Genomic DNA, 12,268 nt, shown 5'->3' on the forward strand with positions numbered 1-12,268 from the left:
CAGTAAATGTCAACAGACCCTAGTCAAATTCACACTTATTTTTAAACTTTATTTAAATTTATTTAATAATTCTAAATAAAGCATGTCTGCAATTTAATACTTCATTAAGATTTCTTACTTCTAAGCCAGTAAAACCTATTACTCATTCTTGGCTTTCAAAATATTCAATACTCCATTTAGCCTCAAGAATAAGCTTAGGTGAGCATTAATATCTAAGTCATAAAGAATATTCAATAAAAAAGTCAGTTGCCCTTAAGCAACTGACTCAAAAAAATAATAAAGACAGGCGATTAACCCTGATAATGGATACTCACCGATTTAATCCGGTTATTTTCGATTTCCATCACCTTGAATTGAACACCTTGGTAGTTCAGTTCAGTACCTACCTCGACCACACTATTGGTTTTATCCAGAATCAGACCAGCAACACTGATATAGCCTGCATCTTCATCAATCAGATCCAGCATACCGAGCTCAAGTTCTAACTGGTACAGATCCAGCATACCGGACGCAATCCAGTGTGTATCATCAACTTTGACCAGATCCAGCTGCTCATCGGCATCTGGGAATTCACCGGCAATTGCCTCAAACACGTCTAGCGGTGAAATCAGACCTTGTACATGACCAAATTCATCACTGACCAGTACCAGAGAGCCTTTTGATGTGCGCAAGGTATTAATCGCGTCAATCACCTTCATTCTTTCAAAGATATAGATAGGGCGGTGATGCTTGATTAAAGCTTTTAATTCTTGCGGTTCATCCAGTACATCTAACAGTTCTTTGGCACGAACGATGGTAATCACCTTATCCAAACTGCCCCGGCAAACCGGAAACAGGCTGTGGGGTACAGAAAGGATTTTTTCACGGATCTGTTCCGGACCATCCTCCAGATCGACCCAGGAAATCTGGCTTCGTGGGGTCATGATCGATGCTACAGAACGCTCTGCCAGGGTCAATACTCCGCCAATCATATAGCGTTCTTCATCCGCAAAGGTTTCCTGTGCTTCATGCTGAGTGGTACTGGTGGTTTCAAGCTTAGCACCCATCAGTTGAAGAATACTGTTAGCGGTACGATGACGCAGCGGAATCTTGGCTTCATGTTTCGCAGCATTGCGCTGACTAAACTGGTTAAAGGCTTCAACTGCAATTGCAACACCAATACCAGAGTAGATATAGCCTTTCGGAATATGGAAACCGAAACCTTCTGCCATCAGGCTGATCCCGATCAGTAACAGGAAGCTCAAACATAGAATCACAACTGTCGGATGACGATTCACAAAGTTGGTCAATGGTTTAGACGCCAGTAACATCACGGCCATCGCGATAATCATGGCTGCCATCATGACATAGATATTATCGACCATACCTACGGCGGTAATCACTGAGTCTAATGAGAATACAGCATCCAAAATGACAATCTGAACCACAACGGCTGTAAAGCCCGCATATGCCACCTTGGTCGTGACCTGTATTTCAGGCTTGCCTTCAATTTTTTCATGAAGTTCGGTAACGGCTTTATAGAGCAGGAATAAACCACCAAAGAGCAGAATCAAATCCCGTCCGGAGAAGGTCCAGTTAAATAATTGAATAAGCGGTTGAGTCAAGGTGACTAACCAAGAGATTGCGAACAGTAGACCTAAACGCATCAACAAGGCTAAGGATAGACCAATCACACGGGCCTTATCACGCTGTTCAGGGGGAAGTTTCTCAGCCAGAATGGCAATAAAGACTAGGTTATCAATACCTAAAACGATTTCGAGAATAATAAGAGTAATTAAACCAACCCAACTTCCGGGATCTAATAAAAATTCCATTAGAACACCATCCCGTTTGAGTATGTAAGCAACGAATATGGAAGATCAACGCACGGCGAGGGATCCATTTAATTTAACCTTTTCGACTTAAGATGTATCTATTATGCATAAACTTATGATTTTTGAACAATAAAATTTATGAAAAACTGTTACACCGCTTTGCCTCTCCTCATTCTAAAATCTTTTAATTTTCAAATCATTGGCCTGAATCTGTTATGTTCTACATAACTCATTACAAATTAAAGAAAATTTAGGCTTCTTTTTGACCCTAAGCCCATTAAATCTATCTGATAGAAGCCTGAGATATAAATTACTGTTTCTCTTAATATTCATATCTCTTCATACATCATAAAATATTGAATGATCCACTATCCTGCTACGTCCCTTAAATCCACTTATCTAAAGACATATTTTAAATATGGATTTTTTTATTAAAATAGTTCATACACGTTATGAATAGTTAGTCGTAGGATCAAAAAGATGCATAAGTTTCTCATCCAAAACGGTTTTATTCGATGAGTGACCAACTTAAATGTACTCGCTCTAGCTTTCGATCAGATCTGAAAAATCTGGATCTGCATCGTGCTACAGATTAAAAAATGTATCAGAACATTCATTTAAACAGCATCGATTTTGAATTTTATTTCCGCATACTCACCAAAAGTAAGATATGCGCAGGTCGGCCATTTATCCATATGGTTTGCCAATCTAGTTCTTATTCAGACTCTAAATTTAACCTGGAGTCTTAAGATTTGCATGTCATATCAATGCCATTCATCTGGATAAAGACAGTTACAATTTGCCCCGATTGATCTACAACACATAAATCACCTGATTTTTTTGATGTTAAGAAGATCTAACAAATGCAATCTCGTTAACATTTTAAAAATAAAGGTTGAAACATGTATAAACTTTTACATAAAATGTCAGTGCCCTAGAAAAATAAATAAAAGGAACATTTCATGACTAAAAAATATGCAAAATTTTTACCTTGTGCAGAACACTTTAATTTAGAAAACTTTCCATACTACTGGGTGACTCAAGTTCATGCCCAATATGTCCTAAATGTAGATCATGCACTTAAAAAGTATGGTGTCGATAATTCACGTCGCCGTATTTTGCTTGCTCTTAAAGCCAAACCACATGCCAGCGTTTCTGACCTGTCAGAAATGGTCGTATCTAAAATGTCGACAACCACCAAGATCGTTTATCGCTTAAAAGATGAAGGTCTGGTTGAAACCTATTCCTGTGAAGACGATGCTCGTATTACCCGTGTCGTGCTGACTGAAAAAGGAATGGAAATGACACATAAAATTAATGACCTGACCAATGTTGTACTGGAACAGTCATTTGAAGGGCTAACCCCATTACAAATTGAAAAAACTATGGAAAGCTTACGCCATATCTTTAAAAATTTGGCTCGTTAAGTATTTTTCAATTTTGAATTTAGCTGGCGAGATCAATAACACCTTTTATAATAATTAACGATCCGCCATTGCTTTCTAGGTTTTAGGAATCAAAAAAGTTCAGCTGTGGACTGGCTTTTTTGATTCTTTCTTTTGGTACATGTGAACATTCGAACTCCTCTACTGGAAATCCCTGTACAAAGCTGCGAATATCCGGTTGCGTGAGATTCAGCCATTCATGTAAACGTTCATGTGGAATCACAATGACTGAACGTTTAATATTTCCCGGCTCATGAAACTCTTTCATCATGAGATGGTCTATTGCATCCATCGTAATCATACTGGCTGAACGTACGATTTCATCCTGCACCCGTGCAATTTCATACAGTGCCGCAATAAAGGTCGCCTTTCCATCTTTACGTCTGACGCCCCAGCGCTGTGGTTTATTATCAAAATACTTTGACTCATAAAATTCCGAGACGGGAATCACCCCAAACTTGCATTTGGCTGTCGCCTCTGCAAAGGTTGGTTTTTGCAGCAAAGTTTCATTTCTGGCATTGTAGGTTTTTGTCCCAATCGTTTTATCCTCTGCCCATTTGGGAATAAAGCCAAAGTTAACCGAGCGCCATTCCAGACCTTGATCAGATTGAAATAACAAGGGTGTAGCATAATTCGGATAGACTTCTTCCGGATATTCAAAGGGAATTTCCGGCAAGCCCAGATCATGTATTTGCTGCGAAGTTAAAGGCTTAAAGTTGGCACACATGCTTAATCAGACAGATCACTTGATATTCTGATTATAGCTTGATGCCAAGCTTAAACCTGTATGTATTATGGATAAGTTTCTATCATTTAATATTATTCATTGGGTACAGTCAGCCAGTGAGTACGGGTGAATTCCTCAAAAATCCAGCGTCCATTAAAACGTCCAAGTCCAGAGTTTTTCTCGCCCCCAAACGGTGCATTAGCCTGATCTGCCACACTAATACTATTGATATGGGTCATACCGATATCAAGCTGTTCCGTAAAATTAATACCACGTTCAATATTCGAGGTACAAACCGCACTGGATAAGCCAAAACGGGTATCATTGGCCAGCTTTAAGGCATGTGTTTCATCACGAGCTTTCAGTATTGGTAGAATCGGTCCAAAACTTTCTTCCTGAGCCAGTGGAGATTCAGGTGCTACCCCAGTAAAGATATGTGGATAGACCAGATTACCTTCTATACCCCCTTCATATACTAGCTCTGCACCCTGCTCTTTTGCACTTTGAATAATCTGCTGATGTTTTTTGACCTGACTCTGATTGATGATCGGACCAATAATGGTCTCTTCCAGATTTGGATCACCCACAGCAACAGTTTTCACCCGTTCTAAAAGCTTTTCCACATAGGCATCATGGATGGACGCATCGACAATGACGCGATTAGTGCTCATACAGATTTGCCCCTGATGCATAAAGCGTCCCATAATTGTCAACTCTACTGCCAGATCAAGGTCTGCATCATCCAGAATCACCAGTGGCGCATTTCCGCCCAGTTCCAGCGCCAGACGTTTAATTCGAGGGCTGGCTAAGGCTTTGCTTCCTACTTTCTGTCCGACTTCTGTAGAACCCGTGAATGAGATCATTTTTGGAATTGGGTGCTCGACAAAATAATCACCAATTTCACTGCCTGCCCCTGAAACCACATTGAGCACACCTGCAGGTAAGCCAGCTTCTTCAAACAGCTTTCCTAATAGGGTTCCACCTGTTACCGGCGTATCACTTGCTGGCTTGAGTACCACACTATTTCCACAGGCAATCGCTGTTGCTACAGAACGCATGGATAAATGAAATGGAAAATTCCATGGACTAATGATGCCAATCACACCCAAGGGTTTTCGTAGTACCAGACTTTTACGTTGTGGATCTTTGCTCTCCAGCTGTTCAGTCTTGATCTGCTCTGGAAATTTCTGGCTTTCCTGAATAATAGATAGAGCAGCGCCAACTTCCAGACCAGCTTTAAAACGGGTACTTCCAGACTCAAGAATCAACCATTCAATAATTTTATCCTGACGTGCCTGAATTACCTGTTGTAGTTTTTGCAAGATTTGCTGTCTTAACTCAACTGATTTAATGATACCCTGCTGGAAAGCTTTATCAGCTGCCGCATAAGCCGCATCAACATCTGCAGTACTAGCCGCCTGTAAAGTAAAGATCGTATCTTGGGTGTAGGGATTCAAATTCTGAATCATTTTCTGAGAACGGCCGGGTTGCCACTGACCCGCAATAAACTGCTGATCCAAATTTTGATATGCCATGCTGTTCTTCCCTGCAATTTATTGATTTGCTTTTACTTTAGCAGAGCCATTTCAGGATGGAAGTGACAGCGACGAATTGTTACGCTTTTATCTTGAGCTTTCTAAGTGAATGAAAATTATTGATCCATGAATCTCATTCTTTGCTGTATAAATCTTCCAGTACGTCAGCCCAAATACGATTCTTAGAAGTTAAAAATTGAGAATTAAATTGAGTCTTCAACGTCATTATCCAAAGCTCTACAGCTATCCAGCATGAGGAGCTGTAAACGCTCATACGAATAGCGATTGGCAAATATAAAGCTACTGTTTAACAAATAATTATTATTAAAATTTTGTTCTATGACATTGTTCTGTTTTAGGTGTTCCGTCAGTTAATTTACATTCCAGAAATACATTTTTATCCTTAGATCTTTTTTAAGAGCAATAAAAAAGCCTCCGAAGAGGCTTTTTCAAGTTACAGGATTAGTCACCTGTATAACCTTTAAGTTTTAAACGCGCTGCGTGTAGAAGCGGCTCTGTATAACCTGATGGCTGTTCACCACCTTTGAAAATCAGGTCAGAAGCAGCCTGGAATGCAATGCTGTTGTCAAAGTCAGCAGCCATTGGCTTATACAGTGGATCATTCGCATTTTGCTCATCCACAATTTTCGCCATGCGTTGCATTACTTCTTCAACCTGTTCACGCGTTACAATTCCATGACGTAACCAGTTAGCAACGTGCTGAGAAGAAATACGTAAAGTTGCACGGTCTTCCATCAAGCCCACATCATTGATGTCTGGAACTTTAGAACAACCTACACCCAGATCAACCCAACGAACGACATAACCCAAGATACCTTGGCAGTTATTTTCCAGTTCTTTTAGTTTCTCTTCTTCAGACCAGTTGGTATCAGTTGCAAGAGGTGGAGTTAACAAATCATCTAAAGGCAATGCTTCAGTTGCAAGCAATTCTTGCTGACGGTTTGCTACATTAATTTGATGGTAGTGAATCGCGTGAATCACTGCACCTGTTGGAGACGGAACCCATGCACAGCTTGCGCCTGCTTCAGGATGTTCAGTCTTCGTTTTGTACATGTCTAACAGCATGTCTGGTTTTGGCCACATGCCTTTACCAATCTGTGCTTTACCACGTAGACCTGTTTGTAGACCTACCATGACGTTACGGTTTTCGTAAGCTGGGAACCATTTTTGGCCTTTAATTTCGCCTTTACGAACAAATGGACCTGCTTCCATGAAGGTATGGATTTCATCACCTGTACGATCCATGAAACCGGTGTTAATAAAGATGGTACGGTCTTTCGCCTGAGCAATACAGTTTTTCAGGTTAACAGAAGTACGGCGTTCTTCATCCATAATACCGATTTTCAGGGTTTTCGCAGGTAAGCCAAGCGCCTGTTCAGCACGTTCAAACAGCTCAACCGCAAATGCAACTTCTTCTGGACCGTGCATTTTTGGCTTAACGATATACATAGAACCGGTACGTGAGTTCTTGATCGTGTTCTCACCACGGATATCAGCCACAGAAAGCAATGGAGTTACCAATGCATCCATGATGCCTTCATAAATTTCTTCGCCATCTACAAGGATCGCCGGGTTTGTCATCAAGTGACCAACGTTACGAAGCAGCATCAATGAACGACCATGAACCTTGGTCTCACCGCCTTCAACATTTTTGAAAGTACGGTCAGCATTGAGTTTACGGGTAATGGTCTTGCCATTTTTTTCGATAGACTCTTCAAGCGTACCTTTCATCAAGCCTAACCAGTTACGGTAGCCTTCAACTTTTTCTTCAGCATCAACTGCTGCAACAGAGTCTTCCAAGTCTTGGATTGTTGTCACAGCTGCTTCAAGCACAACGTCTTTTACGCCTGCTGCATCTGTTTGGCCAATTGGGCTGTTTGCATCAATCTGGATGATTGCGTGCAGGCCGTTATTTTTCAATACGATTTCAGTTGGTGCAGAAGCTTCGCCATTATAACCAACGAATTTAGAGCCATCCGCAACAGTTGTGGTAGAACCGTCTTTCAGCGTTACAACCAGTGCATTACCTTCAACTGCATATTTGGTTGCATCAGCATGTGAACCTTGTGCCAGCGGGAATGTTTCATCTAAGAAGTTTTTTGCGAATGCGATAACTTTCTCACCACGTTTCGGGTTATAGCCTTTACCTTTTTCAGCACCATCTTCTTCAGAGATCACGTCGAAGCCGTATAAAGCGTCGTATAAAGAACCCCAGCGTGCATTCGCTGCGTTCAGGCAGTAACGCGCATTACGTACTGGAACTACCAACTGTGGGCCAGCCAATAGTGCAATCTCTTCGTCTACATTTTCAGTGCTGATCTGGAAATCTTCTACTTCTGGTAATAAGTAGCCAATTTCAGTCAAGAAAGCTTTGTAAGCTTGTAATTCAAATGTGTTATTGCGATGCCATTCATCAATTTTAGCTTGAATATCATCACGCTTAGCCAAAAGTGCTTTGTTTTTAGGGCTAAGATCAACAACGACTTGTTCAAAGTTTTTCCAGTATGTTTCGCTGTCCAAACCAGAACCTGGTAGTGCTTCATTTTCGATAAAATCGTAAAGTTCTTTAGCAATCGCTAACTTGCCTTTTTGAATACGTGCAGTCATTGTCTTTCCTGATATTGCTACTTTTTATACAAGAGATTCTAGTATACCGATTAAAATCTAGCTGAATAGTACTATCACACCGCAAAATAATGAGCATTTTTCCAATAAGAATACCCTCATATCCTTATTAAATGATGTCTCACACGATGCAATATCATCCTGCTAAATACCCTCATGACAGTGTATAAAGTTTTTGAAATGTAGAAATTAGACTTAAGTTCAGAATTTTGAATAAAAGTTGTCCGTTCTTTTTATACAAGGTCATATTTAGATCAAGATTAAGCCATGTTTGGCTGAACTTGTCGATCTTTGATGCAATGAAATGCATAAAAAAGCGCCGGTCATGACCAGCGCTTGTTGTATTTATTCAGGCTCGCTCGAAGCTATTTTCTCAATCTGGCGATGTTCAGAATGCAGATATTCATCTGATTGCATCTCTAGCAAACGTGAACGGGTCCGTTCAATTTCAAAAGCCAGTCGCTCACCTTTATAAAGATCAACGATATTATCTTCTGAGGTCAATAGTAATTTGACTCCACGATCATAAAATTCATCGACCAGATAAATGAAACGGCGTGTGGCATCATTCAGGAAATCGGTTAAATGCGGCACATTGCTGACTAATACCGTATTGTAAATATTCGCAATTTCAATGAAGTCAGCTGGGCTACGCGGTTTTAGACACAGTTCAGAGAACTCACACCACAAGACATCTTCAGTATGNNTTTAAGACACGTAAACGGTAATCTACACCGGCATCTACATTCAGAATGACACAGTTTTTCTTGACCATTTCAATGGTTGGCAGAAAACGGTCACGGTGAATCCCATTTTTATATAAACCATCTGGCGCAATATTCGAAGTCGCCACCAGCGTAATGCCACGCTCAAACAGCTTCTGGAACAGATCACTCAGGATCATGGCATCTGTCACATTAGATACAAAAAATTCATCAAAGCAGATCACCACAGCATCTTTATAAATCTGATCCGCTACCAGATCTAGCGGATTGCGCTGACCTGAAAGCTTGTTTAACTCACGATGCACATGCTGCATGAAATGGTGAAAGTGCATACGGGTTTTACGGCGAAATGGAATCGACTCATAGAACTGATCCATGAGCCAGGTCTTTCCACGACCTACTCCACCCCACATGTATACACCTTTTGGCGAAGTCTGACGACGGAAACGGCGAAAGGCCTTCTTAGAAGCTTTAAAACGCTGAATTAATTCCAGCCAGGTACGATTCAGCTCATGTACGGCCATGGCCTGTGCATCATCGGGCATAAACTGTCCTGAAGACAAAGCCTGTGCATAACGTTCTGCAGGAGAGATCGGACTAAAAGCGGTGCTGTGCTGTGAATTAAAATCGGACATAGGTTTCGTACTATTCAGGATCTGTTTAATTATAGCGGAGTTTAGAACGCACACTATAACACTTTGGCATTAACTAACTTAGGCTATTTTATATATTGCCGAGGACTTTGCCCAAACCAGCGCTTAAAGGCATGGTTAAAAGCAGCCGGTTCGGAATAACCCAATAACTCTGCAATCATTTCAATCGAATACTGTTTATATTCAATGAGTCGCAAAGCTTTATCTTTAATAATCTCTTCGCGAATCTGTTTATAACTGGTATCGAACTGCTGTAATTGATGGCGTAAAGTACGTTCTGGAATATTCAGAGCCTGAGCCGTTTCAGCCATACTCGGCATCAAACCGGTTTGCAACTCCAGATAATCCTGTACTCGCTGTACCACAGTCGGGACATCCACATCTTCCGTCAGACGTTCCAGTTCAGCCAAACACTTTGCTTCATAGATTGCAAAAGTCTCCGCATCTGCTGAAGGAATCCGGATATCCAAAATGGCCTCATCAAACCAGAATGCAGCTCTTGCAGCACCAAACTGTACCTGTGTTCCATAATAATCATGATAGATTTTCTGGGTAGCAGATTGTTCCGGTGCGGCGAAAGGCAGTTCAATCTGCAAGTCAGGTTTGGACAGGCCCATCATCTTGTAAATATCGCGAATGAACTTGAATGTACCTGAAATCTCAGCTTGCGCGACCAGCATTCCCAGATGGTCTTCCGTTTTCTTGGGATAATAGCAAAGCGCACTGCGGTACTCACTTTGCTCCAGTCCCAACTGGCCGGTAAGATGCGTCAATTGCTGAAAACGAATTACCTGATGCATCGCATCCCGTACGGTTGGACTGGTCACCAGCAACATCAGCAAAGGCCCATAACCTGCCAATGCATAATGCTGGCCGATCGATAAACCCTGTTCTGGTTGGATATCCTGACCCACCACTTTGAGCACATCATATTCCACGCTTGGGTGAATGATTGAAGTCGGATCAAGCGCATCAACACGCAAGCCGATATTTTGCAGTTTTTGATCGACCTCTATACCAGCCTTGCGCATGCCCTGGATCAGATACATCAGACTGAGAACAGAACGTTTCATAACCATACGAATACAATGTGATAGCTCTAGTTGTACTATAAAAATAAACCGTCGGCTATTGCCGTTTAGATCAATTTTATATCTAATAGCCAGTTAATAAATCAAGATAATTATCCATTATTAAAATAAGCAAGGAATGCGAAGATGCTGGACAATACACGCCTTACCCACACTCATCCTTATACCAAAGTGGCCATTATCGGTGCCGGTTTTGGCGGGATAGCGATGGCAATACGTTTACAACAGTAAGGCATCCATGATTTTATTATTTTAGAAAAAGATAGCGATTTTGGGGGAACCTGGCGCGATAATCAGTATCTGGGAGCGGCCTGTGATGTGCAATCACATATGTATTCCCTTTCCTTTGCACCCAAAACTGACTGGTCAAAACGCTATGCCGAAGCACCGGAAATTTTCAGCTATATTCAAGATTTAGTCAGTCATTATAATCTTCGGGCTTTTGCTCGGCTGAATACCGAAGTACTTGGGGTTCATTACCAGTAAGACCGATGCTTATGGCAAATCCATCTGCAGGATCAAAGCATTCTGGAAGCTCAGTTTGTAGTATTTGCCTCTGGTCCTTTACATGTTCCTCAAATTCCCCATATTACGGGCATTGAAAAATTTAAGGGTAAAATCTTTCACTCTTCTCACTGGGATCATCATTATGATCTCAAGGGAAAAAATGTTGCATCGATTGGGGCTGTTGGCAGTGCAATTCAATATATCCCTAAAATTGCACCCAAATGCAAACAGCTCTATGTCTTTCAACGTACTGCGGCTTGGGTTATTCCACGGGATGAGCGCCTATATCATGACCTGGAAAAAAAGCTGTTTTCCAAATATGAATGGTTCCGCAAGTTACACCGGATTCGTCTGTACTGGTCTAATGAGTCGCGTGTAGTGCCTATCGTTAAACCAACTGTCATGAAATATGCTCAGAAACTCGCAGAAGCTTATATTCGCTATCAGGTCAAGGACAAGGAAACTGCCAAGAAATTGACCCTAGATTACATCATGGGCTGCAAACGGATTCTGGTGTCTAACCAATACTTCCCTACCTTTAACCGTAAAAATGTGGAACTAGTGACTGAAGGTATTCGTGAAGTGACCGAAAACAGTACTATTACTGTAGATGGTAAAGTACGTCCGATTGAGTGCCTGATCTACGGTACCGGATTTATTACCGATCCAAGAATTTATCTGAAAAATTTCGATTGCACTGGCCTGAATGACATTCACTTGAATGATGTCTGGAAAGATGGTGCCGAAAGCTATTATGGGATCTGTGTGAAAGGTTTTCCGAATCTGTTTCAGCTATTAGGACCGAATACTGTGCTGGCACATAACTCAGTGCTTTTTATGATTGAAGCGCAAGTAAGTTATATCCTGCAAATGATCGCCCTAGTAGATCAATCACATAGTGATGCGATTGTGGTCAAAGATCAGGTACAGGAAAAATTCAATCAGGATGTCCAACATATGCTGGACAATACGGTCTGGCAATCTGGCTGTGTCAGCTGGTATCAACAAGAAGGTGGGAAAAATTTTGCCTTATGGCCCACCTATACCTGGAAATACTGGCTCAAAACCAAAACCCTTAATGCAGCAGATTATTATTTTTTAAATAAAGCCAGTTAAAAGCCCTTC

The 12,268-nt window shown here is 41.2% G+C and carries 6 protein-coding genes and 2 pseudogenes; 2 read left to right on the forward strand and 6 right to left on the reverse strand.

What is annotated here, in order from left to right; genetic code table 11:
- Positions 1-290 precede the first annotated feature (290 nt).
- Complete coding sequence (locus B3J29_RS03715; RefSeq protein WP_286964433.1) at positions 291-1,814, reverse strand: TerC family protein; 1,524 nt, start codon at positions 1,812-1,814, stop codon at positions 291-293.
- A gap of 962 nt (positions 1,815-2,776) precedes the next feature.
- Here B3J29_RS03715 and B3J29_RS03720 point away from each other — a divergent pair.
- Positions 2,777-3,241: a MarR family winged helix-turn-helix transcriptional regulator gene (locus B3J29_RS03720; protein WP_005236095.1), complete on the forward strand. Its 465-nt coding sequence runs from the start codon at positions 2,777-2,779 to the stop codon at positions 3,239-3,241.
- A gap of 82 nt (positions 3,242-3,323) precedes the next feature.
- Here B3J29_RS03720 and B3J29_RS03725 read toward each other — a convergent pair whose 3' ends face one another.
- The 5 genes and pseudogenes from B3J29_RS03725 to B3J29_RS03745 form a co-directional block, all read right to left on the reverse strand.
- Positions 3,324-3,986: an SOS response-associated peptidase family protein gene (locus tag B3J29_RS03725; protein ID WP_005236106.1), complete on the reverse strand. Its 663-nt coding sequence runs from the start codon at positions 3,984-3,986 to the stop codon at positions 3,324-3,326.
- A gap of 92 nt (positions 3,987-4,078) precedes the next feature.
- On the reverse strand, positions 4,079-5,521 hold the full coding sequence (locus B3J29_RS03730; protein ID WP_005236108.1) for an aldehyde dehydrogenase family protein: 1,443 nt from the start codon (positions 5,519-5,521) through the stop codon (positions 4,079-4,081).
- A 462-nt stretch (positions 5,522-5,983) separates the two neighbouring features.
- On the reverse strand, positions 5,984-8,149 hold the full coding sequence (locus tag B3J29_RS03735; RefSeq protein WP_005236111.1) for a malate synthase G: 2,166 nt from the start codon (positions 8,147-8,149) through the stop codon (positions 5,984-5,986).
- Positions 8,150-8,512: 363 nt separating this feature from the next.
- Positions 8,513-9,527: pseudogene (gene zapE, locus B3J29_RS03740) on the reverse strand (cell division protein ZapE).
- An 83-nt stretch (positions 9,528-9,610) separates the two neighbouring features.
- Positions 9,611-10,618, reverse strand: coding sequence for an AraC family transcriptional regulator (locus B3J29_RS03745; RefSeq protein WP_005236114.1), 1,008 nt, complete (start codon positions 10,616-10,618; stop codon positions 9,611-9,613).
- A 144-nt stretch (positions 10,619-10,762) separates the two neighbouring features.
- On the opposite strand from B3J29_RS03745, the pseudogene B3J29_RS03750 reads away from it, so the two are divergent.
- Positions 10,763-12,259, forward strand: a pseudogene (locus B3J29_RS03750) (flavin-containing monooxygenase).
- Positions 12,260-12,268 lie beyond the last annotated feature (9 nt).

It is taken from the genome of Acinetobacter sp. UBA5984 (genome assembly GCF_002429925.1).
GTDB classification, from domain to species: domain Bacteria; phylum Pseudomonadota; class Gammaproteobacteria; order Pseudomonadales; family Moraxellaceae; genus Acinetobacter; species Acinetobacter variabilis.

Bases quoted from the DNA above. Each gene is read 5' to 3' on its own strand.
- B3J29_RS03715 (WP_286964433.1), bottom strand. From the start codon at position 1,814: ATGGAATTTTTATTAGATCCCGGAAGTTGGGTTGGTTTAATTACTCTT.
- B3J29_RS03720 (WP_005236095.1), top strand. From the start codon at position 2,777: ATGACTAAAAAATATGCAAAATTTTTACCTTGTGCAGAACACTTTAAT.
- B3J29_RS03725 (WP_005236106.1), bottom strand. From the start codon at position 3,986: ATGTGTGCCAACTTTAAGCCTTTAACTTCGCAGCAAATACATGATCTG.
- B3J29_RS03730 (WP_005236108.1), bottom strand. From the start codon at position 5,521: ATGGCATATCAAAATTTGGATCAGCAGTTTATTGCGGGTCAGTGGCAA.
- B3J29_RS03735 (WP_005236111.1), bottom strand. From the start codon at position 8,149: ATGACTGCACGTATTCAAAAAGGCAAGTTAGCGATTGCTAAAGAACTT.
- B3J29_RS03745 (WP_005236114.1), bottom strand. From the start codon at position 10,618: ATGAAACGTTCTGTTCTCAGTCTGATGTATCTGATCCAGGGCATGCGC.